This is a genomic window from Citrobacter europaeus, assembly GCF_037482245.1.
In the GTDB taxonomy this organism is placed as follows: domain Bacteria; phylum Pseudomonadota; class Gammaproteobacteria; order Enterobacterales; family Enterobacteriaceae; genus Citrobacter; species Citrobacter europaeus.
In genome coordinates, this window is record NZ_CP148084.1 from 44,665 (window position 1) to 70,862 (window position 26,198).

A 26,198-nucleotide genomic window follows, 5' to 3' on the forward strand; every position below is an offset into this window, starting at 1 on the left:
GCGCAGCAGAATAGTGTATGTTCTGAACAATCATTTATTTCTTAAGCGGTAAAGAGATGAGACGGATTGAGATAATACTGGGAGAGCTGGAACGGCTGACGCGAGGACTGAATCTTGCCCATCTGGCGCAGGAAAGGGCGTTCACGGCGGAGGCTATCGGCTTCAACCTCGGGCTGGCGCGCAACTCGGTCAGTAAAGATCTCAATCAGCTCTGGAACGACGGCCTGGCGATTAAAAGCCGCGGTCGCCCGGTATTCTTTCTGCATCGTCAGGCGATTGAAACGCTGCTGGGGCGCAAACTGGATGAGTCCGAGCGTGAAGTGCAAACCGTTGCCGACCTGTTGCCTGTTCAGGAAAACCAGGCGACAGACGATCCCTTTTCCGGCCTGATTGGTTACGATCGCAGCCTGCGCGATGCGGTGGAAAAAGGCCGCGCGGCGGTGCTGTATCCCCACGGGCTGCATGTTCTGCTAACCGGTCCCTCCGGCGTAGGTAAAACCTTTTTTGCCGAACTGATGCACCGTTTCGCCTGCGAACGTGCAGCGGGAACGCCTCCCCCGCTGGTCTATTTCAACTGCGCGGAATACGCGCATAACCCGGAGCTGCTCTCTTCACACCTGTTTGGTCATCGACAGGGGGCGTTTACCGGCGCAAACGAGAATAAACCCGGTCTGGTCGAACAGGCTGATGGCGGCTATCTCCTGCTCGATGAAGTGCATCGTCTGCCGTATGAAGGCCAGGAAAAGCTGTTCTCTATTCTCGACAAAGGCGAATACCGGCCGCTGGGTTCAAGCGCCGTGGCGCGTTCAATCTCGGTTCGCCTGATATGTGCGACCACCGAACCGGTAAGTTCGGCATTACTGCGCACTTTCCAGCGACGTATTCAGGTATGTATCGATCTCCCTGGCATACGCCAGCGTTCGGTGGAAGAGCAGGTTGAACTGATCGTTGGCTTCTTACAGCGTGAGAGCCGCAAAATCGAGCGTACGATAAGCATCGACCGTACCCTGCTGCTCTGGCTGCTGAACAAGCCGCTGGAAGGCAATATTGGTCAGCTCAAGAGCGATATTCAGTTTCTCTGCGCCCAGGCCTGGGCTTCGGGAATGACGGAGCACAGCGATACGCTACAGCTGGATAAACGTCTGACCGAGATCCCCTTTAACGCCACGCCGGAGCAACGTCTGCTGGTTGGGGCGCTGTTCGAAGGCAAAGAGCACCTGAGCATCGATGCCCGCACGCTGCCGGCACTGAAAAATTCGCTGGCCACCGGAGCTGAAATTGAAGAGAGCGATCTCTTTTATAGCTTCCTGACCCGGGAATATATCAATCTGCGTAACAGTAACGTACCGCCAGCCGAAACGCTGGCAATCCTCAAAAACAAACTCAGCTCGATTTTTGAATATGGTCTCTATAGCCGCGACAGCGTGGCGCATCCCCCGCGCTATGGCGATCAGATTGAAGAGCGAGTCACGCTGCTGATCGGCTGTGTTGAGCAGGTGCTTGGCTTCACGCTGCCGGAAAATCTGGTTAACCCGTTACGCAAACACTTCCTGGCGCTGATTGGCTATGTGCAGCGCGGCCTTATTCCGCAACTTTATTCTTCCAGCCTGATCCTCGATCGCTGCAAAGATGAATACGAAAACGCTACGTTGTTATGCCGAAAAATCAATGAACTGCTGCATATTCAGTGTCCGGCGACGGAGGTGGTCTGGCTGTGCCTGTTCCTCAAAGAGTGTCGCCATTACCGCCAACGGATTGACGCCAGTCCGGACTGCGGGGTGATTTTGATTGCTCACGGTGCGACGACCGCCACAAGTCAGGCGCAGTACGTGAATCGCGTACTGGAGCGCGAGGTGTTCAGCGCTATCGATATGCCTTTCGAGCAGTCGGTGCATGACACGCTGGAAGCCCTGACGCAGATGATCCAGACCCGGCAATATCGCCGATTAATCCTGATGGTGGATATTGGCTCGCTGGTCCATTTTGGCAGTACGATCAGCAAATTATTCCAGATAGATGTTCTGCTGATGCCCAATATTACGCTCACCAGCCTGCTGGAGATTGGGCTGGATTTAAGCTACGAAACCAGCGACTTGCCGCAGCTGGCGGCGTTGATGCAGAGCAAAAATATTCCCTGTCAGCTCTGTACGCCGCAGCAGGAAAACAGCGGTAAAGTGCTGGTTATCTCCTGCATTACCGGGATGGGAACAGCAGAAAAAATCAAAAAGGTGCTGGAAGAGAGCTTCGGCGAGCTGATGTCGCAGGATACGCGGATGGTTATCCTCGATTACAACGAAGTTCGCAGCCTGGAGCGCGTTCAGCAGGCGATTAACGCCAGTGAACGTCTGGCGGGAATCGTGGGTACTTTCCAGCCGGGACTGCCGGATATTCCGTTTATCTCGCTCGAGGAGCTGTTCTCTGAGCAAGGCCCTGAACTGGTGCTCAGCCTGCTGACGCCCGATCTCTCCAGCAGCGAACGCCGTCTGGAGATGGAGCGCAGCGCGATGCGCTTTATCAGCGCGTTGACCATGGAGAGCATCATTAACCATATTTCGGTGCTCAACCCGCAGCGTATTCTGAAAGAGATGGAAGGCGTGCTGAATCATCTGACCACCACGCTTTCGCTCAAACCGAGCCGTCAGGTGACACTGCGCTTCCTGATCCACTGCTGCTGTATGGTCGAGCGTATCGTGATTAACCGCAAACCGTTACAGATGGCGCTGGAGAACAAGCCGGATCTGGATGTTCGCGCGTTTAGTGTCATTAAATCTGCTTTCCTGCCGATCGAAGAGGCCTATGCCATTCGCTTATCGGACGCGGAATATTTTTATATCTACGAACTGCTGTATAGCTAATCCCAAGACTTGCGGGGCTTTGCGCCCCGTCGGCATTCACAACTCCCCCGCGTGACACAAATTCTGGCACAGCCTTTGCTCTGTTTACCTATGTCTATGTAATCGAGCCAGGAGGCCATTTTGACTACCACTGAATCCTTGCCCCAGATCCTGCTGCTGACCCATGGCGGCTGGGGGCAACAGCTTTGCAACAGCCTGCGCATGGTGATGGGCGAAATCAAAGGCGTGACGGAAATTGCGCTGATGCCCGTTGATACGCTCGGCGAATTTTATCAGCGCGTCGAAGCCGTAGTGAAAGCTATGCCGGAAGGCTCACTGATCCTGACCGATTTTATTGGCGGAACCACCTCTAACGTGGCGGCACGGCTGAGCGCCGATTACCCAGTGGCAGTGATTTCTGGGCTCAACGCCTCGTTGTTACTGGAGGCGCTCGACAAACGCGAGCATGGCCAACTGACCACCTGCGTGGCCGATCTGGTCGAGGCCGGGCGTAGCAGCTGCCTGGACGTTGTTGCCCACGTACGTCAATTACAACAATCACAATAAGGAATAAACATCATGGCAAACATCGTTTTATGTCGTATCGATAGCCGTCTGATTCATGGACAAGTGGTGACCAAATGGGTTGGGCAATCTCAGGCAAACCGGATTGCGGTGGTCAGCGATGAGCTGGATGCCGATCCGTTTATGAAAAATATCTACCTGATGGCCGCGCCGCCGAACATCAAAGTGGATTGTTTCAGTAACCAAAGTTTTGCGGCAGCCTGGAAAGAAAACCAGCTTGGTGACGGCAAAGTGCTGGTGCTGTTCCCTTCTCTGGCGGCGGTTCAGGAAGCGGTCCAGTTGGGGTTTGACGTCACTACCATTCAGGTCGGTGGACTGGGCGGTGGGCCAAACCGCAAAGCGGTATTCCAGAACATTACGCTGGATGAAAAAGACGTCGGCATTCTGAGCGACCTGAAAAATCGTGGGATTCAGGTGTTCTTCCAGACTATCCCGGAAGATAAGCCTCAGTCGCTGGACGATATCCTGAAAAAATTCTAATTCTTTGATAACAGGGTACTTAATTATGGATACTTTAGTCTTTGCAAGCCTGATGGGGTTGTATTACTGGTTTGCCCGATTACGCCTTGGCTACACCTTCTCAGCCATGCTGCTACAACCCGTCGTGATTGCCGTATTCGTTGGCCTGCTGTTAGGCAACATGGAAACGGCGATGATCATCGGCGCAGGTATGCAGCTGGTTTATCTCGGCGTGACCTCCACGCCGGGCGGCAACGTCCCGTCGGATCCGGCGCTGGCTGCCTGTATTTCAATTCCTATCGCCGTGAAGGCCGGAATGGACCCGAACCTGGCTATCGCACTGGCGATCCCGTTTGGCGTCATCGGCGTGTTTCTCGACCAGCTGCGCCGCACGTTAAACGCGGCGTGGGTGCATATGGCCGACAAGCATGCGGAAACGGCAAATATGGCGGGCATTATGCGCTGTGCGTTCCTCTACCCGGCGTTACTCGGGCTGGTGCTGCGTTTCCCGGTGGTTTTCGCCGCTAACTATTTTGGTCAGGACGTGGTGGAAAGCTTCCTGAAGCTGATGCCTCACTGGCTCACCCACTCCTTTGAAATTATGGGCGGCATTCTGCCGGCGCTGGGCTTCGCCATCACCATTATGGTGATCGGTAAAAAGAGTCTGCTGCCGTGGTTTATCGGCGGATTCTTTGCGGTGCTGTACCTGAAGGTGGACATCATGGCGATGGCAATCTTTGGTACCTGCGTGGCCTTCCTGATTAAAGGTCTGGCGAAAAATGAAGGAGCAGCATGATGAGCAGCGACGTAATGCAGCATGAACTGGTGGAGCGCGCGCGTGAAAGCGGAACGCTGACTAAAGCAGACATCACCAAAGCCTGGTTTATCTACTGGCTGGGCGCGGAAGTTTCCAGCTCCTATGAGCGATTGCAGAGCCTGATTTTCTGCGCCTCAATGACGCCGATCATCAAAAAACTCTACCCGCAAAAAGAGGAGCAGGTTGAAGCGCTGAAACGCCATTTGAACTTCTTCAACTCGGAGCAGACGTTCGGGGCGGTGATTCAGGGGATCTCCATTGCGATGGAGGAACAGAAAACCCGCGGCGAGCCGATCAGCGATGCCTCCATCACCGGCATTAAAACCGGACTGATGGGACCGCTGGCCGGGATGGGGGACTCCATCATCTGGGCCGCCGTGATGCCGCTGTTAATTGCTATATTCATCCCGTTCGCCGCCAATGGCAGTGCGATGGGCGGAATTGTGCCGTTAATTCTCTATCCTGCTATTACGCTGGCAATCAGCTATGGCATGGTTCACAAAGGCTATACGCTGGGGCGTGACTCGATAATTGGCCTGCTGCAGGGAGGGCGAATAAAGGAGCTTATCTACGGCGCGAACGTGCTGGGCTTGATCATGATGGGGGCGCTTTCTGCTAGCTACGTCAAGATCACCACGCCGTTAAAACTCAGTGCCCTGAAAGGTTCTGAAGTGGTGGTTCAGCAAATCCTCGACTCTATTGCCCCCGGTCTGTTACCGCTGGCGGCGGTGTTCGCCATTTACTTCTACCTGGTGAAGAAAGGGCCGCGGTATACCACGATTTTGCTGTCGATTGTCGCGCTCAGCGTGGTCTGTTCGCTGCTGGGAGTGCTATAAGCCATGACGCAAAATATCTATCAACAGTTGGGGCTAAAACAGGTCATTAACGCCTGCGGCAAAATGACGATTTTGGGCGTTTCCAGCGTAGCCCCGGAAGTGATGCAGGCCACCGCGCGGGCAGCTTCGGCTTTTGTTGAAATCGATCGGCTGGTGGACAGAACCGGAGAACTGGTTTCCCGCTACACCGGCGCTGAAGACAGCTATGTCACCTCCTGTGCGTCGGCGGGTATTGCCATCGCTGTTGCTGCCGCCATTACCCGCGGTGACCAGGCAAGAGTCACGCTGATGCCGGACAGTGCAGGTATGGCTAATGAAGTGGTTATGCTGCGCGGACATAACGTTGACTATGGTGCGCCCATCACCAGCGCCATCCGCCTGGGCGGCGGGCGGGTGGTGGAGGTTGGCTCGAGTAATCTGGCGGCCCACTGGCAACTAGAGAGCGCGATTACCGACAACACCGCCGCGCTTCTGTACGTGAAATCGCACCACTGTGTGCAGAAAGGCATGTTGAGCATTGCGGATTTTGTGCAGGTCGCGCAGGTTCACAACCTGCCGCTAATTGTCGATGCCGCCGCCGAGGAGGATTTACACGCCTGGGTGGCGAGCGGTGCAGATATGGTGGTCTACAGCGGGGCAAAAGCTTTTAACGCGCCGACCTCCGGATTTATCACCGGGAAGAAACAGTGGATTGCCGCGTGTAAAGCGCAGCACCACGGGATTGCCCGGGCGATGAAAATCGGCAAAGAGAATATGGTTGGGCTGGTGTATGCCCTGGAAAACTACCATCAGGAACAAACCGTGGTCACCGCTGAAGAGCTCCGCCCCGTGGCGCAGGCGATTTCAGCGATTCGCGGACTGGATGCGGATATCGAGCAGGATGAGGCCGGACGCGCCATCTGGCGGATACGTATTCGGGTGAATGCGCAGGTGCTGGGAATGGATGCTTACGCCGTAGAAGCGCAACTTCGCGGGGGTGAAATCGCGATTTACGCTCGTCGTTACAACCTTCATCAGGGCGTTTTTAGTCTTGACCCGCGTACGGTCGCTGAAGGAGAAATGGCGCTGATCGTGGCGCGATTAAAGGAGATTGCAGACCATGCAGCAGATTAATTTTTATCGGAATAAAGTGGCCATTAACGTACTGGCGAAGGATATCGCTAATGCCCGGGCAATCTATGATGCTGCCGAAGGCCACGCGGTGATCGGTATTCTTTCGGCGCAGTTTTCCTCGGTTGAAGAAGGGATCAAAGAAGTAAAACGTTGGATGACCGATGTGCCATCAATTTCCGTGGGGTTGGGCGCGGGCGATCCGGCGCAGTATTACAAAGCGGCGATGATTGCCTCACGGGTCCATCCGGCACACGTCAACCAGACCTTCACCGGTTGTGGGTTTGCGGCAGGGGCGCTGGCGGCCACGGGCGGCGAACAAACCCATATCAACGCGTTAGTCAGTCCCACAGGCACGCCGGGGGAAGTGTTGATCTCGACCGGCGTCAGCAGCAGCCAGGGAACGCCAGCCCGCGTTTCCTGCGATGCAGCGGTACGTATGATGCTCGATTCCGGCGCTCACGCGGCGAAATTCTTCCCGATGGGCGGTGAGCGGTCGCTGCCTGAGCTGTACGCACTGGCGACGACTGCAGCACGAAACGGCATGACGCTGATTGAACCGACCGGCGGGATCGATCTCGAAAACTTCGGCGTTATCCTGCAATCCTGCCTGGAAGCGGGAGTACCGCGCGTCATGCCGCATGTTTACAGCTCGATTATCGACCCACAGACTGGCAATACCCGGCCTGCAGACGTCGTCAGGTTGATGGAGATAGTGAAAGAGATGGTGTGATGTTGTTATCGCCGGATGGCACTTCGCTTATCCGGCCTACAGATAACCTCATGTCACCAGCCCGGTCAGCGTAAGCGCTACCGGGCATTTTTGTCCATATGTCTGCTTTATGCTTTTTTCTTCTTGCTGATGCTTTTTCGTTTTTTAAACCGCAGCGGCCTTCCCGCTATAGTCATTTCATTACTCATCAGGCGGTTATTGCAAAAGGATAAAATGTGAAACTGAAGATACCTTATTTCGGGGCCGGGGCGGTGGTATTACTGGCGGGATTATTGCTGGCAGGATGCGATCAGCAGAGCAATGATGCAAAGCATATCAAAGTGGGCGTGATTAACGGCGCAGAACAGGACGTGGCGGAAGTCGCGAAGAAAGTCGCTAAAGAAAAATATGGCCTGGAGGTGGAGCTGGTGGGGTTTAGCGGCTCTCTGCTGCCCAACGATGCCACTAACCATGGTGAGCTGGATGCTAACGTTTTCCAGCATCGTCCGTTCCTTGAACAAGATAATAAAGCGCACGGCTATAAGCTGGTCGCGGTGGGTAATACCTTTGTGTTCCCGATGGCTGGATATTCGAAGAAAATCAAAAGCGTTGCTGAGCTAAAAGACGGTGCGACGATTGCGATACCTAACGACCCAACCAACCTTGGGCGGGCGCTGTTGCTGCTGCAAAAAGAGAAGTTAATCACTCTGAAAGCGGATACTGGCCTGCTGCCAACGGCGCTGGATATTACTGATAATCCGCGGCATCTGAATATTATGGAACTGGAAGGCGCACAGTTACCGCGCGTGCTGGACGATCAAAAAGTGGATGTGGCGATTATCAGTACCACCTACATCCAGCAAACCGGGCTTTCCCCGGTACATGACAGCGTATTTATTGAAGATAAAAACTCACCGTACGTGAACATTCTGGTGGCGCGGGAAGACAATAAAGATGCCGAGAATGTAAAAGAATTCCTGCAATCTTATCAGTCACCGGAAGTGGCGAAGGCGGCAGAAACTATCTTTAACGGCGGCGCGGTTCCGGGCTGGTAATCATGACCCGTTGCCGCGCTGGTTGAGGTTAAACCGCTCTGGCGCGGCGACGTGAGTCCATTGAGATAAGTATTACCGAAGAGAGGATCAAAAGCGTGCCCAGCCAGTCTGGCAGGGTAAAGGTAATGCCTAACAGCAGCAGGGACAGCAACGCGCTGCTTAACGGTTCCGCGCAGCTTAAAATGCTCGCTTTCGGTCCGCCAATCATCTGCGCGCCTTTCAGGTACAGGCTAAACGTGAGCGATGTGCCGATAACCACCAAATAGAAAAACGCCAGAATCAAACTGCCATTCACCACGAAATTAGTGCCTTGCCCGGCATAAAACGGCAGCAGGATCATCCCGCCGATCAACATACTCCAGCCGACGACCGGCAGCGTGCCGTAGCGCGCGATGAGCGTTGAAGGGTAGGTAGTATAAAACGCGGCGGCAAACGCCGAGGCAATTCCCCAGAACAGCGCGGCAGGTGAGATTGATAGCGACGTCGGGTTACCGTGGGTGACCAGTAAGAAGGTGCCGATAAGCGAGGTGAAGATTGCGGTCAGCACTAAAATCCCCGGTCGCGCTTTGCGCACCACGGAGAACCACGCCACGATAATGGTCGGTGACAAAAATTGCAGCACCGTCGCGGTGGCGGCGTTGGATTTTTCGATGGTCAGCAGAAAAGTTAGCTGGACGGTAAGCGCCCCGACTACGGAGAAAATCAGCAGGCTGATAGCATCTTTGCGGTTTTTAATTATGGAGAACACTTTGTCGCCGTGAACGAAAGAGAGCATCAGCAGAATGAGCCCGGCGAATATCAGGCGCGTCATGGTCAGAAACTGCGACGACATCTGACTTTGCTCCATGATGTACTGCGCGCAAACGCCTGAACTTCCCCATAATACGGCGGCAATCAGGACATTCATCATCCCTCTTCTGGTGGAACTCATCTTTTCCTCGGCATGTTGTTTTGTTTTATTTGTGTGCAGGCATCATAGCAGAGATAGCGAAGCGAGGGAGGCATGGCTGACAACGCCCCCCACTCGGCAGGGGGCTGGCGATAATATCAAGGTGCAATCGGCGTCAGATAATCCAGCCGTAGTGGTTCGGCCAGCAGATCGTTCATTTGCAGAATGAACGTCTGGAAATGCGGCAAAGCGATATGTTCGTCCAGACCGGCCTGGCCGCGCCAGGATTCGCGTACGTAGAACACATCCGGCGTGTCGCGTAGCTGGAACAGGGCATATTCAATATTGCCTGGCTCCCGGCGCGTGGGCAGCAGCAGGGCCTGCAGCGCGTGTTTCAGTGCGTCGATTTTCCCCGGTCTGGCTTTCAGTACCGCAATAATTGAAATTACTTCTGAATCAGACATATTAAAACCCCTCCAGCACAATCTTGCCGACCGAGCGACCGGTTTCAATTTGCGTGTGGGCTTTTTGCAGATTCGCCGCGGTGATCGCGCCAAAATGCTCGCCCAGCGTGGTGCGGAGGATATTGTCGTCGATCAACCGTGCCACGCGGGTCAATAGCTGATGCTGCGCAATGATGTCTTGGGTGGTAAACATTGAACGGGTGAACATAAACTCCCAGTGCAGCGAAATGCTTTTGGCCTTCAGCGGACGCGCATCGAGGGATTGCGGATCGTCAATCAGCGCCAGTTTGCCCTGCGGCGCCAGGGCGGCAATAATTTGCGAATAGTGCTGCTCGGTATTGTTCAGGCTGGCAACGTGTGTCACCTCTTTAATACCTATCCGTGTCAACTCTTCCGTCAGCGGTTTGCTGTGGTCAATTACATGATGAGCGCCCGCTTCACGTACCCATTTTTGACTCTGTGGACGTGATGCCGTACCGATGACGGTCATTTTGGTCAACTTACTGGCCAGTTGCGTCAGGATAGAACCGACGCCGCCAGCCGCGCCAACAATCAATAACACATCATTTTCATTGTCGTTTTCCGCAATACCCAGACGGTCAAACAGCATTTCCCATGCGGTGATGGCGGTTAGCGGCAGCGCCGCCGCAGAAGCATTATCCAGTGATTGCGGCTTCAGCGCGGTAATACGTTCATCAACCAACTGAAATTCACTGTTACTGCCAGCGCGACCCAGCGCACCGGCGTACCAGACTTCATCGCCAGGTGCGAACAGAGTGACCGCTTCACCCACGGACTTCACCACGCCAACAGCGTCCCACCCCAGCACGCGCGGCACATCAGCGTTAAAACCTTCGCGGACCTTGGTATCAACGGGGTTGACGGAAATGGCTTTCACTTCAACCAGCAGATCGTGCCCGGTGGCGACTGGCATGGGCAGATCAATCTCTTGTAAAAATTCAATGTTATTGCCGTCGGTCGCGGCGCGGGTAATAGCGATGGCTTTCATAATCTCTCCGGTCACAGGAATCTTTTATACCCGTCATACTTCAAGCTGCATGTGCGTTGGCTGCGCTCGCTCACTCCAGTCACATAGTTTGCTATGCTCCTGGAGATTCACTCCCTTGCCGCCTTCATGCAACTCGAATTATTTAGGGTATATCTTTTGAATAATGTGATGGTAAACCGGTAGCAGAACGGGAAAAATAGCCGTACGGCGACAGGACTTATACTCGGGGAGTGAAAATGTTCCGGCTTGAAGATCTCACGTTGTTTGTCCGCGCCGCGGCGCTGAATAGTTTTAGCGATGCCGCGCGTGAAGTCGGGGTTCAGCCTGCCCAGGTCAGTTCTGCTATCAAGCGCCTGGAGTCTACGTTGGCTATCCGCTTGTTCGCCCGCTCCACGCGCAGCCTGCGCCTGACGCCGGAGGGCGAGGTCTGGCTGCCCTATGCTCGCCAGATGCTGGATGTGATGCATGCCGGGCTGCAAAAAATTCAGACCCCGGAAGATGAAGTGTCAGGCACGCTGCAAATCGCCGTGCCTTCCGATCTCGGTCGTAACCTGCTGCTGCCCGTCTTTCAGTCGTTTCGACGCCGCTATCCCGCGCTGCGCCTGCGGATTTTTTTCTCTGACCAGGTGACGGATGTCTTTAAAGATCCCGTCGATGTTGCGTTTCGCTATGGCAACATTGAAGACGCGTCTTACATTGCACTGCCCGTTGCACCGGGTAATCGACGCGTGCTGGTGGCATCACCGCAATGGGTTAAGCAAAACGGCGCGCCGCAAACCCCGGACGATTTAACTCAGCTCAACGCCATGACCTTCGTATTACGCGGCCGCCTGCACGATCGCTGGACGTTTACGCGTAACGGCGAGGTCAGCAGTGTACAGGTTAACGGCACCATTATGAGCGACGATGCGGAAGTTATTCGACGGCTGGCGATTGCCGGAGAAGGCGTGGCGTACAAGTCGTGGCTGGATGTCAGCGAGGATGTGCGTGACGGTCGATTACAACTGCTGATGCCGGATTATCAGGGGGAGAAAGTTCCTCTGAATATGATTTGCCCGCATCGGAAGCAGCTTTCGACGGCGGTCCGTCTGCTGCACGACGCGGTGAAGGCGCGGTGTGAAATGCTGGCGCAAAGCTAATATGCGCTTGCGCCAGAATATTATCGCGTTGTTACTCAGTCTTTTTTCGCCGCGTTTGCAAAGAAAATATCAGACTGAATGTCTTTCGTGCGGATGGTAAACAACTGATTAGTGAGGTCTTCCGTCAGCTTCTCGGCGTCGGCCATGATGCGCAGGTTGAAGTCATTCAGCATCTTATCGGCGGCTGGTTTATCAGTTTTGGCCATCTTCAGGTACTCTGCTTCGACCTCTTTTTGCTCCTTCGCCACTTTGTCTTCCCACGCTTTGTAGGCTTTTTTGACGATTGGCGCGAGCTTCGGATAATCAGTCATCGTCAACGTCTGTAGCTTGCGGTATTTCCAGTAAATGGATTGATCGTCCGCTTTGTCGCTACCCATCGTGTAGTTTGCCGGATACGCTTTCAGGCCGCTGTAGTACGGAACAAAAGCGGTGAGGTCGGCCATGCCCAGACCAATGTAGGTCGTTTCACCAATCTCTTTTGGCAACCACGGACGGACCTGCATAACGTGCGCTTCATAGGTGCGGAAGACGCTGACCGGACGCCATGGTTCTTTGCCGTTCAGACCGTTGGTGTAGGGGTCATGGCTGGTGCCTTCGTAATGATTACGCAGTACGGCCTTCACATCGTCCAGCGTCATTTTCTTCTCTGGCGTCATGAAGACCGGGAATTCACGCCCTTTGGCCATATCCTGGTTTACGGAAGGATTGAACTCTTTCTGGATGGTCCATACGCGAGGATCGTTATACGTGCGATCGCGCTCATCATCACGGGTATAGGCTTTGGAGAAGTTGAATTTGCCATCTTTTGTTGGTTCGTACAGACCTTTTTCAGTCGCAAATTGAATCAGGTTTTTTGACGCCATCATGTCCGGGTTTTTCGGATCGTAATCCTGTAAGCGGCCCTGATTACCGGTGGCAAAATACTGGTTATTTGGCAGACGCTGCGCCATCCACTGATGGCCGCTGCCGGTTTCCAGGTACCAGATCTCGTTATCGTCGACGACGGCAACGCCAAAGCCTTCACCTGCGCCGACGGTCTCAACGATATGGCCCAGCAGCGCCACGGCTTCACGCGCGTTTTTACTCTGCGACAGCAGAATATCCGGAATATCGTCTTCGGTGATCCCTTTATCCTCAACGTACGGGTCGGCGGCCAGCGCTTTTGGTGAGGCAAAAATAGATTCTGTGCCGCTCACGCCAACGCCCAGCTCGTTAAATCCGGTCGCGCCGTGCAGTTGAGTTTTCCAGTTTGGAACGGTGGTATAACGCAGAGAGTTTTTGGGGAGCGGCCAGGTAAAGTCATTCGCACCGTTATGTGCTTTGGTACTGTATACCCCGGTCTGATTCTGTTTTGCCGGATGAATGACAAAATGTTGCGCTTTTAGGGCATCGCTGTCTGCGCTACGGGCTACCAGCATAGAGCCGTCCGCTGATGCTTCGTTACCGACCAGCAGGGTCGTACAGGCAAAACCTGATGAAACAACGGCCAAATTTATAGAAAGTGCAATCAGGCACTTTTTAAAAGTAAACATTACGTATCCCTCATATGTACGCCAAAAATACACCGGAAACACACCGTTTCCTGAAGTGCGATAACGCCTGAACGCTCAGACATTGCTCGCGAGAGAGATAAACGCCCCTGCCCACGTCTTCTCCAAATATCCATCTGTAGGTTGAAGTCTTCTGGGCAAAATAAAACGCCCATTTCGCTTAATTATTACGCAATGGATATCGTGGTATTCAGGATGTTTCCTGATTCGGGATGAAGAATAGCAATGGGTTATTAGTGGATTCAGTGACCCATGTCGCGTAAGTCGATGATGGAAAATATGAATTCCATTGGGGAGGCGCGATTTTTGTATCCGGATAAGACGTTACCTTTTGCGGCAGTACAGCGAGGGTACATTGGAGCTGGCAAAAATCCATGCGCCCTTATACTCCTCCATGACCAGGCTTAGGGTTCGTCCGCTTTGGCGATAAAATCCGGGTAATGTGTTGTTAATATCAGCTTCATCGGCGCTATCAGCAAAGGTTTTGACCACCTGCATCGCCTGTAGCACTCGGGCTTCGTGCTGCCTGGTATAGTTGAAATAGATGTTCCTGCTAATGTCTGAGGTATTACGTCCGTACAGTTTTCCGGTAATGGTCGATAGCCCTGCATCTTTGTACATTCGGAATGAAATCGTACCGGCAAAGCGGTTGCTGCCAATATTCCATTCAACATTTCCAACGCAATTTAGCGGTTTTTCGGCATAGCGTGAATGCCATAGCCATCCACCAGAGCCGAGTAATGTCGCCAGGCCGATCACCAGCAAAATAAGGTGGCGTGTTTTTTTCATTGCCCGCGCATCCAGTAATAATGGGTGGTACAAAACGCGTGAGCATCTACCCGCGCATCTTTATCACAGACAAATGCCACAATCCTCTCCGCTTTTCGGTAGCCGGAAAGGAACACATGCTTGTTGTTTTCACAGAGATAGGGATGCAACTGCATCAGATTGAAATAATTCTCCTGATCGTGCTCATTCGGTGAGTAAAAGATTTTACAGTTTTGTCGTGAGGGGACCTGCATAGAAACCGACACGAATTTACTAAACGGCATAACAGGACGTGTTTGATACCACACCAGCCAGATAAGCAGGGTGGCAATAACGATGCCAGCGCTAAAAATAATGTCCCACCAGGGTACCCGCGTCGTTTGTTGAGGCGCGGGAGGAATTATCTTTGGGGGCGCGTAATCCCCTATAACCGGCGGCTGGTAAACGTCACTCTCAGGATGCGTTATTGCCTCTACCTGCGTATTTTCATTTAATCTGAGCCCGCGCCGGGAAATAGTTTTCACCGTATCTCGTGGTAGCCCCACATCCGCCAGCGCATTACGTAGCGTCAGAATAGCCTGGTAAAATGTGTTGGTGGTGGTCACATTATTTCTCTCGCCCCAACCTACTTTCATCAACGTGCTCTGCGAAACAATGTCACTTGCGTGAGTAATTAAATAGAGAAAACAAAGTGAGGCTGGGAGTTGAAGTTGTATTGCCCGCCCGGTCTGACGATTGACCAGACTTTTGCTATCAGGATTAAATTCGACCAACTGATTGATAAGGTACAATTGCCAACCCTCAGTAACCACAACGTATCACCGCGTGTGCCAACATCTCCCTTAAATTTTACATCCAAATCGAAAATATGCCTCACTCTTTGTACGTGATCGAAGATAAGAATTTTACTTAAGGGATTAAAGATCTTTAAATACAATGACTTATGATTTTCAGTTCTTAGGTGAGAATTAACTAATGTTAAATAATGAGAATTCATTACAGTTTTATCTGAATTATCATTATATTTATCCACAGCACTTCAAGGGTGATTGAGTTATCAGTATTGTGTAATTAATGAGTATCGTTTACATCGGTTGTTTTTTAGCAAATAGTGCTTTTTTACTGTTTTATCCTGGAATCTTAATTTATGCATAAAATTCCTAATGCCCAGGCTGTAATTCTGAGGTAAGGCACAAAAAAACTTAGCGCAATCGTATTAATCACAGCCCATACATAATAGCACATCAGGAGTTTATTACATTTTATTAGCACCACTGTTATTAACTGACAAGGAATGTCAAACGTGTCGGATTGACACATTTATTTACCAATGAAATATTTATGGAAAAATAACAGGAGTCATTTTTGATGAAGAGATCACCGTCACAGAGTGTTCGTTGCATAAGCTGTGAATTATCCTGTCAATTATTTCCGGATACTGCGGTTCGCGCCAGCTACTGTCACCGTGCCGCTTTTGCGATCTGGCCAGAGGGAAATGGCTTTCTGCAAAAAGGAATTATTGAAAAACTTCTGCTTAATAATCAAAACCATTTGTCGCGCGGGTTTATTTTTGTGGACTTTTCTTTCCCGAATCTGCGCCTGTTCGCCGACCCGCAATGGGTAGACCGCCTGGCCTATAGCGGTATGCATATTGTGTTGATAGCAGACAGGAACCTGGCGCCGTTAGCCAACTACTGGTTGTCAAAAAGCAATAAAATTCAAGGAATTATATATTCCGATGATGATGATGAGGTTCAGCGTCAGAAAATTCGCCGATTATTTACCGGCCACCTCGCTAACAGTAAACGCGGACGCTCACTCAATTACACAGAAATGATATTACTGAAGCGCTTTGTGTCAGGAAAAAGCATTCAGCAAATTACCAAAATAGATAATATCGATATTAAGAAAATATATGTCTACAAGCTCAGGCTTGAAGATAAGTTAGGCCATAGTATTCATCAAATATTGTCGAATATTTTATAACGCATTTCTGATTTCTATTATTTTCACATCCTTGCGATGTGGTGGACGCTCTACGCCTGATAGCAGGAGGCTAATATGCCAAATCCCAAATCTTACTCTCGTATTGCCATAGCGGTTTCAGCCGCATTAACCTCTATGGTATTTTCAAGCCATGCGGCATGGGTTGACGTTGATAGTCTTCCTTCCAGCGGACTGGTTAGTAGTTTGCCCCCAGAGTTGCAGGCAATAATACCTGCGCAGGCAAATGCCAATTTCGCTAAAACCAGCGCCATGCCGAATTATGTTTATCAATGGAGTGCGGGTACTATTCCCGTTTATGGCAATGGATTAACGATTAATGGACCCGGTGCTGAAGCTTTTGAGCACTCTGTTACCGTTATTCAGAATAGTACCACGGGTAGCCCGGGCGTTATTTTCGGTGACGACCTGACGATTCGCACACAGTCGAAGAATGCCGCCAATAATGGTAAAGATGTTGACGGTATCCGCACGCATGGGGCCAATACGCCTGATAACCCAGTCTTTATCATTACAGGCGACCGCACCAGCATTTATGTGGACGGTCAGGATGGTGACGGTATTAACGCCGGTTACAACTCCTATAGCCAGGGTTGGAAAGGATCGGCCAGCATTTATGTCGGCGACGATCTGTATATTCAGACTACCGGTACCCAGGGACGTGGCATCACTGCAAACGCAATGAAAGACGCCACGCAGGCCAAAAATACGATTGTCGTTGGCGACCGGGCACACATTGTGACGACAGGTGACAGTTCAGAAGGTCTTCGCACCGGGCAGAGCGGTTCCTCGATCCTGCTTGGCAATGACGCCACCATTGAGACATCGGGTGCCTCTTCCACGGGGATTTATGCCGCCTCGTCTTCCAAAACAGAACTGGGCAACAACGCGACGATTACGGTCAATGGCGTTAGCGCACATGCGGTCTACTCCACCAACGCGACCGTAAATCTCGGCGAAAATGCAACAATCAACGTCAACAGTTCGGCGAAAGCGGCGTCATACAGTAAAGCGCCACGCGGCCTGTATGCGACTTCACGCGGGGCGATAAACCTGGCAGGCGGTGCCGCCATTACCATGGCGGGCAATCACAGCAATGAAAGCTATGCCATCAGCACCGAAACGGGCGGCACCGTAGACGGCTCCGCTGGTGGGCGCTTTCTTATCGATGGCGATCTTCACGCCGCCGGCGCGACTGCTGCAACCAGCAGCCTGCCGCAGCAAAACAGTACCATTAAGCTCAACATGACCGACAACTCGTTGTGGAGCGGGGCGTCATACATCACCAGCGCCACTGCCGGGACGGGCGTTATCTCGCTGCAAATGAGCGACGCGACCTGGAATATGACCAACAGCTCAACGCTCACCGACCTGACGCTGAACAGCGGGTCAGTGGTGAACTTTGGGCATGCTGACGGTGAACCGTGGCAGACGCTTACCATCAATGAAGATTTTACCGGAAACGGCGGCAAACTGGTTTTCAATACCGTCCTGAATGACGATACCTCCGAAACCGACAAGCTGAAAGTGCTCGGCGACACCGCGGGTAACGCGTTTGTAGCGGTGAACAATATTGGCGGAACCGGGGCGCAGACCGTTGAAGGCATTGAGATCATCGAAGTGGCCGGTAATTCTGACGGTACTTTTGAGAAAGCGGGCCGTATTGTTGCCGGAGCGTACGACTATAACGTTGTGCAGAAGGGCAGCAACTGGTATCTGACCAGCTTTATTCCGGCTCCGCCTGATCCGGAAGAGCCGGACCCCGTCGATCCGGACCCGGTTGATCCCATCGACCCCGACCCCGTTGACCCGGATCCGGTTGACCCTATTGACCCAGGTCCGGTAGATCCAGACCCCGTCGATCCTGTAGACCCGATTATCCCTGAGCCGGAAGAACCTGTTGCGCCTCCTGTCACTGAGCAGCAGTACCGCCCGGAAGCAGGCAGTTATCTGGCGAACAATTACGCCGCTAACACGCTGTTTATGACCCGACTGCACGACCGTCTGGGTGAAACGCAGTACATCGACATGCTGACGGGCGAGAAAAAAGTCACCAGCCTGTGGATGCGTAACGTTGGAGCGCATACCCGCTTCAAAGACGGTAGCGGACAGTTGAAAACCCAAAGCAACAGCTATGTCTTGCAGTTAGGCGGCGATCTGGCGCAGTGGAGTAGCGACGGTCTCGACCGCTGGCATCTTGGCGCGATGGCAGGTTATGCCAATAGCCAGAACCGCACGCAGTCCAGCCTGACCGGGTACCATTCACGTGGTCAGGTCACCGGTTACAGCGTGGGACTGTACGGCACATGGTATGCCAATGACGCCGACAAGACCGGTACCTACGTGGATACCTGGGCGCTGTACAACTGGTTTGATAACAAAGTGATGGGCCAGGAACAGGCGACAGAGAAATACAAATCCAGCGGGATAACCGCTTCTGTTGAAGCCGGTTACAGCTTCAAACTGGGTGAAAACGAGCGCAATAGCTACTGGCTGCAACCGAAAGCGCAGGTGGTGTGGATGGATGTGCAGGCCGACAGCCACCGCGAAGCGAACGGTACCCGCGTGAGGGACAACACCGATGGCAACCTGATGACCCGTCTGGGGGTAAAAGCCTTTATCAACGGTCACAATGCCATCGACGACGGTAAATCTCGCGAGTTCCAGCCGTTTGTTGAAGCCAACTGGATCCACAACACGCAGACAACCAGCGTGAAAATGGACGATGTGAGCAACGATATGCGCGGCACCAAAAACATCGGCGAGCTGAAAGTCGGCGTTGAGGGTCAAATTACTCCGCGTCTCAACGTATGGAGCAATGTGGCCCAACAGGTCGGCGATAAAGGCTACAGCGATACCCGCGGTATGCTCGGCGTGAAATATAACTTCTAATGTAATGCTGTAATGTAAAAGCCGCTGATTAACCTATCGGCGGCTTTATTTTTTGTGGGAATTGTAGGTTGGATTAGCGTTAGCGCTATCCGGCACCAAACGCTAAATATTATGCCAGATGCTAGCTATTACTTTTTTTACTACAAGAGAGTTCTTTGCCTAAAGCGATCATAGCCAAGGCTGAAGGCGTATATTTTGTTCGTTCCTTAGGATGAGTCTGGAGATAATTCCCTACGATATCGGCTTCCTGCCCGATGGTTACACTCTCACCGCAGATGATATTCTCTTGTGACAATGCGCCCGCCACTCCTGCGACAAAAGACATATACATCACAGCTGTCTGTTCATCCTGAACGCTCAAATAATCAAAGCCTTTTTCATACAACTGATAGCCATGATAAAGAGAGTTACCGTCAATATTCAACGTCGCTTTTGCCAAAGCCGATGTTGAAAAAGAGAGCAACAACACGACAGGAATAGCAATTTTACTGATCATACGAGCACCAGCCTCCCTTATGGTGTGAGCCAGTACCGCCGTGCGGATGTTCTCCTTTCGGGCATGCAAAGACGGTGGATGATGCGGTGATTGTGACGAGAGCTATAACCATTGCCATGAATAAATTTTTCATATGTAACCCAATAATTAATTTATTAGAAATGAGGCTGTCCCTTCCTGATTAAAGAAAAAATGCCCGTGTATTTTTAGCGGGATTATAATATGGTGTTTATTGTGCTGTCATGTTTATCGTTTGGCATAGGCCATCAGGATAGTATTATCATTATGGTTTTTCGTGTAGTGATTGAACAATCCCTGATGCGTTGCCGATTCATGGATAATAAACTAAAATTTCAAATATCATAATTATTGTTCTTCTCCATGAGTTTATAATAAATTTTTATTTATTTGGAGCCAATAATTCATCAAAGAAATTGTCTCCATTAACAATATTGTCAGAATAAATGTCACATTTTGCACATTGAATCTTGGCTTTTAGTAACTGAATTTTTATTTCTTCGACTTTTTCATCGTCGTCAATCGAAAAGATTGAGTCTGGTTTTTCATGGTGATTCATTTGTTTGGGTTTCCGTTACACTTTGGCTTCATTTTCCAGGAGAGTAGGCCGGATAAGCGTTAGCGCCATCCGGCACCAGGTGAATCTGTAAGTACCGCTTACAGGTTCAGCCGCGCTTCACTGGAGTGTCGCCAGCGTGCTCTCAATTCTGTTCAACTTCTGATGTGCCTCTTTCAACTCATCCTGCAACCGTTGTTCCTGCTCGCCATAGACCATCAGGACGATACAACCGTTCATCACTTTTACGGTAACCTGTTGCCCGGTATCAAACCCCGCTTCGCGTAGCCACTTGCCAGAAAGAATAATTTTTGGTGTGGATTTGTCGAAAACATTCGGGCGATATCCCACAATTACCGAACGCTCGGTTCCGGATTGGTCGGTGTCTGGGGTAGAATGCGAATCAGCCATAATCAACTCCTTGATAGTTGGTGAGGTTAGACGCCCTTTGGTGTGACAGCACTGTTGGGCGTTGCTTAATTTTAGACTCCATGTGGTAGGTACCACATGTGTATAAACTAACCTAAGTGGTACCTACCATGCAAGAAAAAAAGAAACCAAATTTTGACCGCACTAAAAGCACCATGAAGAACATCCGTTTTGAGGATGAGCTGTTGGAGCAGATTGAGAAGGCTGCGGGGAAAGGGAATTTTAGTAAGTGGGTGAAAGAGGCTTGTAGGATGAGATTAGTGAAATAATCCCATCGGATATAAAAGCATTAATCTTGGTTGGCTACTATTCTTATAAGTAACCAACCCTTTATTTTATTACTTAGTTTAGCCACCCATCTTTTATTTTATCAATAAAACTGATAACTACACCTAAAGATGTGGTTATCTTGGCTGCATTCTCTGCTGTAGTTGCACTTTCTTTAATTGCTTCTTGCGTTTTCTTTAAGAAACCATCAGTTTGAATTACTGCTCTTTTAGCATCTAATGTTGTGTCAGCAACAATTGCATCATCTAAGGATTTTATCAGCTCGTCAATTTCAGTTGATTTTTCATTGAGCAAAGTAGATAAACCTTGTAGTTCATTCTTAATGAACGATAAATCTTTATTATTAGCTATTGAATCTGAACGGCCGGAATATGATTTACATTCGCAAATTAACTGGTGGCATACAGGGCACCCGTCTAAATAATAATCTTTTAGTGCATCTCCTAAACTCTTATTAGGGCATTTTATTCCCCATGCTGAGAAGAGCCAGGCAGCAACATCAGACATTTCTTCTGCAAGATTTGAGATGTTTCCGGTTTCTCTGTTGACAGCAAAATAGGCCTCTTGGGTTTCTCCTAACTCTTCAAATAAGCGAGAGAAATGGTAAAAGCTTCCAAAAATTTTCCATACAGAACCGTTTGATGGGTAAATTTCGTTAATCACACTTACTGCTCTATCAATATTTCTTTTTTCTAATGCGTTTGTATTTTTTAGTGCGGAGAATTTTTCTCTTAACTCATGCCTCGCTGCATATGCTGCTAAATTTCTGGCTGGTTGCTTGTGTGTTTGTACGCATTCGCACGGCGACTCAAGACAGTAGGGACAGCTGTCTGGAAATTTTTTATAGAACTCAGTATTCAAATCAACGTTAAATTTTGTGGCTAAAGAAAATAGCCAAGATAGACTTTGAACAAAGCTCCTTTCATATTCACCATCTCTTAGAATTGCTCTAGAAAGGAAAGATACTTTTCTTACTAAACATGAATATATATAGTCGGCATCTTTGTCCTGATTAACTTGGCCATACATTTTCTCTAGAAAAGTTTGATAATCTGTGATTGTATGAATTTTTTTAATTTCCATTTTGATCTACTCCTATTTTTCGAACGATATCTCAATGATTGAGCGTTAAAATATTTATAGTTTTGTTCCGATAACTGTTGAATATAGCGAAAGATAAGATAGCAATTTTACTATTAGATGGATATGTCTTTATGACAGAACTTTGGCGGAGATCACAGGAGTCGCATTTGATAATTAATCACCTTGAATTTATTGATTATTTTTCTATGCGATTTTTAAGTGTGCCCCCAATTATGCCCCCACATGTTTTTCCTTGTCAGTTAACTGGTTAAATTATAAACGCTCCACGTTGAGTTTAAATCGTGCTCGGTGGACATCCATAGAAGTTAACCAAGGTTCTTGATCTTGCACAGAGAAGCCTTTTTGGTCAATACGAACTAGTTCATAGCGTTCAACCAGAAAATTTATGGCATCAGCCAAGGTAATACCTGCCTCAATGTGTTTCTGAATAACAGTTTCATCACTGAACGGCGTGTCGTTTAGCGTGAGACCATAGTGCTGATCTAGCAGGATTGTCAGTAACATTTTCCAGACAGCTAGGGGCGACAGACATGGCTTCGCCGCCTGCGGAGTTGTTGCAGGTTGAGTATTCATGTTTGATCTCAAGAAATTAGTTAGCGTTGAGTGGGGTAAACAGCGATGTACACGTAGCCGCAACTGCCAAGGGTGTCGGCTTCGCAGGTAAAACCGTTGTGGTAGAGAGTGACACAGTGATGGTGACGGGGGATCAGTTCACCAGTGGTCAGCATCGATTCCATCTGGCTGATAAAGTGTGGAAATGCGTCATTCAATTTGAAGCATTCCGTATCGCTGAAATTGCCCATCAAACTAGCCCTGTCAGCCAGATAATGCAGCCGGTTGCCTTCCTGAACTAATCTGGCACCAAACCGTGGAACAATTTCTCTTTGTAGTCCCCAATCATGGGCTGGTATTAATGACATGAGAACCTCCTTTTAAAGTAATCCCAGCTCAGCAAATGAAATTGTCTCATTCCCGACTACGAGATGATCCAGCACGCGTACTTCCACCAGCGCCAGAGCTTTCACGATCCGCTGAGTAATGTGTTTATCTTGCTGGCTGATTTCTGTCGTACCAGAAGGATGGTTGTGCGCCAGAATTACCGCAGCAGCATTATGCTTCAGTGCCGATTTCACCACTTCGCGGGGATGTACCTCGGTATGGCTCAGTGTGCCGGTAAACAGTGTTTCGCGTTCCAGCAAACAGTGCTGATTGTCGAGATACATCACGATGAAAGCTTCACGCTCAAGGTGTGCCATCCTGAGTTGAAGCCAGGCTTTAGTAACGCTGGTGCTAGTAAATGATTTACTGGGTTGACGCTGATACTTCTCCAGCAATCGCAGTGCGCGTTGTATAACACGTTGCTCGTTTACCGGAAATTCCGGGAATAAATTGGGCGCAGACATAATTGTTCCTTAAAGCAAAAAGCCCTACCAGTTTAGTCGTAGGGGCAAAAGAGCCTTCGTGATAGAGTTCATGAAGCAAATTGCAGCATATTCTCAGCCATAACCCACAGTGCTCGATTGAGCTTCACATCACCGTCGATACCTTTCACTGCGCGTGTATGAGCGCGTTTACCTTTGATGGTTCGTCCCGATAGCCCACCTTTAATCAGGTTTTCCTGAATGCGTTGGTAGGTAGTCCAAAGATCGTTACTTTCATCCTGCCATCGGCGCGGGGAAAGTATCTGTGATTCCGTGACTGGTTGATGCTCTTCACCAAAACGATAGGTTAATGCCGCTTTCGCAATGGCGTGCTGAGCAGGTGGCGGTAACATAAGTGACTGCATGGCATCGCGCTTCTCTTCTACTCGGTCAAAAATGCCCAGTATTTCGTAAGCCCCTTCAATGACTTTCTCCACTACGTTGCCTTTATGCGGCACACGCACTTCCCCAAAACTTTCACCGCAAATCAGTCCATTTTGGCAAACCGATCTAAATAAACCTGGTAGCATCTGGTATGAGCTTGAACCGTCGTGGCTATTAAGCAGAATAATTTCTGGCACCTGTTTGCCGGTAATTTGCCCTTCGCGACGCAGGCGCAGCATATGTTTGGTGTGCTCTCGCTTACTCAGATCTCGCACTCGGGTCTGGCAGGCAAAGAACGGTTGAAAACCCTCGCGTTGAAGGTTATCGAGGAGGGTAATAGTAGGGATGTATGTGTAACGCTCACTGCGGGATTCATGCTTTTCTTCACTGAAGACACTCGGAACGTAATGTGCCAGTTCATCGTGGGTTAACGGGCGATCACGGCGCACTAAATTGACCGCACCAAAGCGGCTGGCTAATCGGGTCATAATTAATTCCTTCGGGCATAAAAGTGAAAAGGCCATACTTCCCTAGGGATGCATGGCCTGGATGAAATGATTGCTAGCAGTTGAATGGTGTATTACTGACCTTCGTACTGAACCTGTGTGCCAGTCACTGAACCTGATGCGTTTAGGGTGACACGCACTTTGTCATAAGTTTTGTAGCCTGGATTATAGACCTCATACTCCACGACACGCAGTTTTTGTGTTTTATCTGCCGGATCTGGTACAGAAGGTGCTTGTTTGTATGATCCAAAGTCAGCTGACGCGAGGGTTTCTTGATCGTAATTAGCAGCATAAGCCTTTTTCGCTGCCGCTAATGCTGCCTGCATCTCTGGTTCTGTAATTCCAGTAGCGCTTTTTGACATATGATTTTGTGCTGCAAGGCGGCGTGCTTCGTTTGCAGCTTCAGCATCCTTTTGTGCCTGGCTACCCGGACCATAAAGATTTTTATTGGCTCCGTCTCCATAGAACCCTCCTTTTCCTGAATTTTCAGCAATCCCCGCTTTGGGGTCATAGTTGGCGGCTATTTCAGGATCTGCTTCGCGTGAATATGCCTGTTTTGATTGTTTATGCCATTGGCCGTTTTCATCCTGTTTATAGCCCATCTTTGCCATGTCCTGTTGATAGGTTTTCTGGGGATCGAAGTCGGCCACTTTCTGGTTAATGATGGATGAACAAGCTTGTGCAAAATCAGCAGTATTAACTTCAGAACGTGAACCGAAGGTATTGATGCTGACCGATTGGTTATCTTGCAGCATGCTGATTATGTTTTGGATATCTTTTGTCGCCGTGGTGGTTTGTACTGCCTGATAGTTCGATTGGGCGTTACACATCACGCTGGAGGGATAAGACGAACCATTGACACTAAAGTTACTGCCAGCCAATTCGGTAGAGCCTCGTCCGTTGCATTGCGGTTGCTGCTCAATCAAACCTATTGTTGCGGGTCTTACGCGAACAAGTACTCGTCCATCATCGGTGTAAGACTGACAAAAAGTCCCACTTACTTGCCATGCTGCGGAAGCATTAAAAGTTGAGGCACCTAACATCACTGTCAGTATCGTAGTTTTAAGAGGTATGATCATTTTCATTAAAGGTTCTCCATAACGGATAAGATATACAGGCTAAATCAGGTCTTCCTGATAGCTGGGACTAATAGCGAAATGTGTCAATAACATCACTGATAAGAGGAAAATGCGGTAGTGCCGCAATAAAACCTTCACCAGCAGTCAGGTATGAAATATCTTCGCGACGCTTAAAGCGCACCTCATCAAGCGTGACAGCACCAATACTGGTCAGAGCAAACACACGGATTTTTCCCGACTGACACACCACCAGATACCATTCCTCCACATAGTGAATAAGACGATAAGGCTCCAATGCTTCATGACGCTGCCCTTCAACCAACACAGTGATTTGTCGTTTCTGGCTGATAGCCTGCACAAGACGGGAGAAGAACTCGGGTAATGCGACATGGGATTTCAGGGGGGCATGCCAGATCAGGCAGGGTGAAGTCCCGGACTCGTTCATTAGCAGGTTCATTAGTTGCCTGTCTTGCACTGGGATTATCCGAGCAATCCCTGTAGTACGTATAAACGAGAATGCGCCCGATGAATGATCGGGTGGTTGGCAATCATTCAAACGGTATCGCCCATTTTCATCCAGAATATCCAGATGGATTAGCCTCTGATTGAAGTCACGTTGTAGAGTGCGTTCAGAGACACCAAATTCATCCACCAGAGATTTGAGTGAGAGTGTTTCTCCCGCAAGCAGGCGGCTAATAATGACCGATAATCTGATCGCCAGTCGGTCGTAACGTGAGTCTTGCTCGTTGACGGACATATGGCCTCTCAGGGCAACAAATATGTTTCTATTTCAT

Annotated in this window: 28 protein-coding genes; 12 read left to right on the forward strand and 16 right to left on the reverse strand. The window is 50.2% G+C overall.

What is annotated here, in order from left to right:
• Positions 1-56 precede the first annotated feature (56 nt).
• From dagR to nlpA, 8 genes are all read left to right on the forward strand, one after another.
• Entirely contained in the window at positions 57-2,855 is a 2,799-nt protein-coding gene (dagR, locus tag WHR59_RS00215; protein ID WP_043018772.1) for a transcriptional regulator DagR, read from the forward strand.
• Between the two features lie 120 nt (positions 2,856-2,975).
• Complete coding sequence (locus tag WHR59_RS00220; protein WP_043018771.1) at positions 2,976-3,401, forward strand: PTS sugar transporter subunit IIA; 426 nt, start codon at positions 2,976-2,978, stop codon at positions 3,399-3,401.
• Positions 3,402-3,413: 12 nt separating this feature from the next.
• On the forward strand, positions 3,414-3,899 hold the full coding sequence (locus WHR59_RS00225; protein WP_043018770.1) for a PTS system mannose/fructose/N-acetylgalactosamine-transporter subunit IIB: 486 nt from the start codon (positions 3,414-3,416) through the stop codon (positions 3,897-3,899).
• A 25-nt stretch (positions 3,900-3,924) separates the two neighbouring features.
• On the forward strand, positions 3,925-4,674 hold the full coding sequence (locus tag WHR59_RS00230; RefSeq protein WP_003023960.1) for a PTS mannose/fructose/sorbose/N-acetylgalactosamine transporter subunit IIC: 750 nt from the start codon (positions 3,925-3,927) through the stop codon (positions 4,672-4,674).
• A complete protein-coding gene (locus WHR59_RS00235) occupies positions 4,671-5,531 on the forward strand; it encodes a PTS system mannose/fructose/sorbose family transporter subunit IID (RefSeq protein WP_005121522.1) in 861 nt (286 codons plus the stop codon). The genes WHR59_RS00230 and WHR59_RS00235 overlap by 4 nt, the downstream gene beginning before the upstream one ends.
• 3 nt (positions 5,532-5,534) lie before the next feature.
• Positions 5,535-6,644 (forward strand): D-glucosaminate-6-phosphate ammonia lyase, encoded by a 1,110-nt coding sequence (dgaE, locus tag WHR59_RS00240; protein WP_338843501.1) that lies wholly within the window; start codon positions 5,535-5,537, stop codon positions 6,642-6,644.
• On the forward strand, positions 6,631-7,374 hold the full coding sequence (dagF, locus tag WHR59_RS00245; protein ID WP_338843502.1) for a 2-dehydro-3-deoxy-phosphogluconate aldolase: 744 nt from the start codon (positions 6,631-6,633) through the stop codon (positions 7,372-7,374). The genes dgaE and dagF overlap by 14 nt, the downstream gene beginning before the upstream one ends.
• Positions 7,375-7,589: 215 nt before the next feature.
• Positions 7,590-8,408, forward strand: a complete 819-nt coding sequence (gene nlpA / locus WHR59_RS00250; protein ID WP_043018767.1) for a lipoprotein NlpA — start codon at positions 7,590-7,592, stop codon at positions 8,406-8,408.
• Positions 8,409-8,436: 28 nt separating this feature from the next.
• On the opposite strand, the gene WHR59_RS00255 is transcribed toward nlpA, so the two are convergent.
• From WHR59_RS00255 to WHR59_RS00265, 3 genes are all read right to left on the reverse strand, one after another.
• Positions 8,437-9,339, reverse strand: a complete 903-nt coding sequence (locus tag WHR59_RS00255; RefSeq protein WP_003827166.1) for a carboxylate/amino acid/amine transporter — start codon at positions 9,337-9,339, stop codon at positions 8,437-8,439.
• Between the two features lie 116 nt (positions 9,340-9,455).
• On the reverse strand, positions 9,456-9,761 hold the full coding sequence (locus tag WHR59_RS00260; protein ID WP_043018766.1) for a putative quinol monooxygenase: 306 nt from the start codon (positions 9,759-9,761) through the stop codon (positions 9,456-9,458).
• Position 9,762: 1 nt separating this feature from the next.
• Positions 9,763-10,770: a zinc-binding alcohol dehydrogenase family protein gene (locus WHR59_RS00265; protein ID WP_043018765.1), complete on the reverse strand. Its 1,008-nt coding sequence runs from the start codon at positions 10,768-10,770 to the stop codon at positions 9,763-9,765.
• A gap of 236 nt (positions 10,771-11,006) precedes the next feature.
• Here WHR59_RS00265 and WHR59_RS00270 point away from each other — a divergent pair, with 236 nt between their 5' ends.
• The gene (locus WHR59_RS00270) at positions 11,007-11,909 is read left to right on the forward strand and encodes a LysR family transcriptional regulator (protein ID WP_043018764.1); all 903 of its coding nucleotides are present in this window, start codon (positions 11,007-11,009) and stop codon (positions 11,907-11,909) included.
• A 35-nt stretch (positions 11,910-11,944) separates the two neighbouring features.
• On the opposite strand, the gene WHR59_RS00275 is transcribed toward WHR59_RS00270, so the two are convergent.
• The 3 genes from WHR59_RS00275 to WHR59_RS00285 all read right to left on the reverse strand — a co-directional run bounded on the left by WHR59_RS00275 (position 11,945) and on the right by WHR59_RS00285 (position 15,018).
• Entirely contained in the window at positions 11,945-13,441 is a 1,497-nt protein-coding gene (locus tag WHR59_RS00275) for a C69 family dipeptidase (RefSeq protein ID WP_043018763.1), read from the reverse strand.
• A gap of 342 nt (positions 13,442-13,783) precedes the next feature.
• On the reverse strand, positions 13,784-14,248 hold the full coding sequence (locus WHR59_RS00280; RefSeq protein ID WP_043018762.1) for a hypothetical protein: 465 nt from the start codon (positions 14,246-14,248) through the stop codon (positions 13,784-13,786).
• Entirely contained in the window at positions 14,245-15,018 is a 774-nt protein-coding gene (locus WHR59_RS00285) for a winged helix-turn-helix domain-containing protein (protein ID WP_338843503.1), read from the reverse strand. Before WHR59_RS00285 ends, WHR59_RS00280 begins: the two co-directional genes overlap by 4 nt.
• 577 nt (positions 15,019-15,595) lie before the next feature.
• On the opposite strand from WHR59_RS00285, the gene WHR59_RS00290 reads away from it, so the two are divergent.
• Both WHR59_RS00290 and misL read left to right on the forward strand, forming a co-directional pair.
• Entirely contained in the window at positions 15,596-16,213 is a 618-nt protein-coding gene (locus WHR59_RS00290; RefSeq protein WP_043018761.1) for a helix-turn-helix transcriptional regulator, read from the forward strand.
• 75 nt (positions 16,214-16,288) lie between these two features.
• Entirely contained in the window at positions 16,289-19,123 is a 2,835-nt protein-coding gene (gene misL / locus WHR59_RS00295) for an intestinal colonization autotransporter adhesin MisL (RefSeq protein ID WP_047407799.1), read from the forward strand.
• A gap of 121 nt (positions 19,124-19,244) precedes the next feature.
• On the opposite strand, the gene WHR59_RS00300 is transcribed toward misL, so the two are convergent.
• From WHR59_RS00300 to WHR59_RS00310, 3 genes are all read right to left on the reverse strand, one after another.
• Positions 19,245-19,619 carry a Rap1a/Tai family immunity protein gene (locus WHR59_RS00300; RefSeq protein WP_338843504.1) on the reverse strand — a complete coding sequence of 125 codons (375 nt, stop codon included), beginning with the start codon at positions 19,617-19,619 and terminating at the stop codon, positions 19,245-19,247.
• A gap of 400 nt (positions 19,620-20,019) precedes the next feature.
• On the reverse strand, positions 20,020-20,196 hold the full coding sequence (locus tag WHR59_RS00305; RefSeq protein WP_286605683.1) for a prevent-host-death protein: 177 nt from the start codon (positions 20,194-20,196) through the stop codon (positions 20,020-20,022).
• A gap of 117 nt (positions 20,197-20,313) precedes the next feature.
• Positions 20,314-20,604, reverse strand: coding sequence for a SymE family type I addiction module toxin (locus tag WHR59_RS00310; RefSeq protein WP_038635547.1), 291 nt, complete (start codon positions 20,602-20,604; stop codon positions 20,314-20,316).
• A 128-nt stretch (positions 20,605-20,732) separates the two neighbouring features.
• Here WHR59_RS00310 and WHR59_RS00315 point away from each other — a divergent pair, with 128 nt between their 5' ends.
• Entirely contained in the window at positions 20,733-20,891 is a 159-nt protein-coding gene (locus WHR59_RS00315) for a YlcI/YnfO family protein (RefSeq protein WP_338843505.1), read from the forward strand.
• 73 nt (positions 20,892-20,964) lie between these two features.
• Here the strand turns inward: WHR59_RS00315 and WHR59_RS00320 are convergent, their stop codons facing one another.
• The 7 genes from WHR59_RS00320 to WHR59_RS00350 form a co-directional block, all read right to left on the reverse strand.
• Positions 20,965-21,993 (reverse strand): hypothetical protein, encoded by a 1,029-nt coding sequence (locus WHR59_RS00320; protein WP_338843506.1) that lies wholly within the window; start codon positions 21,991-21,993, stop codon positions 20,965-20,967.
• 273 nt (positions 21,994-22,266) lie between these two features.
• Positions 22,267-22,587, reverse strand: a complete 321-nt coding sequence (locus WHR59_RS00325; protein ID WP_015703842.1) for a TA system toxin CbtA family protein — start codon at positions 22,585-22,587, stop codon at positions 22,267-22,269.
• 20 nt (positions 22,588-22,607) lie between these two features.
• Entirely contained in the window at positions 22,608-22,934 is a 327-nt protein-coding gene (locus WHR59_RS00330; RefSeq protein WP_338843507.1) for a type IV toxin-antitoxin system YeeU family antitoxin, read from the reverse strand.
• A 12-nt stretch (positions 22,935-22,946) separates the two neighbouring features.
• Positions 22,947-23,417, reverse strand: coding sequence for a RadC family protein (radC, locus tag WHR59_RS00335; protein ID WP_063411334.1), 471 nt, complete (start codon positions 23,415-23,417; stop codon positions 22,947-22,949).
• Between the two features lie 68 nt (positions 23,418-23,485).
• Positions 23,486-24,307 (reverse strand): DUF932 domain-containing protein, encoded by an 822-nt coding sequence (locus tag WHR59_RS00340; RefSeq protein WP_015703839.1) that lies wholly within the window; start codon positions 24,305-24,307, stop codon positions 23,486-23,488.
• 92 nt (positions 24,308-24,399) lie between these two features.
• Entirely contained in the window at positions 24,400-25,410 is a 1,011-nt protein-coding gene (locus tag WHR59_RS00345; RefSeq protein WP_338843508.1) for a hypothetical protein, read from the reverse strand.
• Between the two features lie 61 nt (positions 25,411-25,471).
• Positions 25,472-26,161, reverse strand: coding sequence for a helix-turn-helix transcriptional regulator (locus tag WHR59_RS00350; RefSeq protein ID WP_015703837.1), 690 nt, complete (start codon positions 26,159-26,161; stop codon positions 25,472-25,474).
• Positions 26,162-26,198 lie beyond the last annotated feature (37 nt).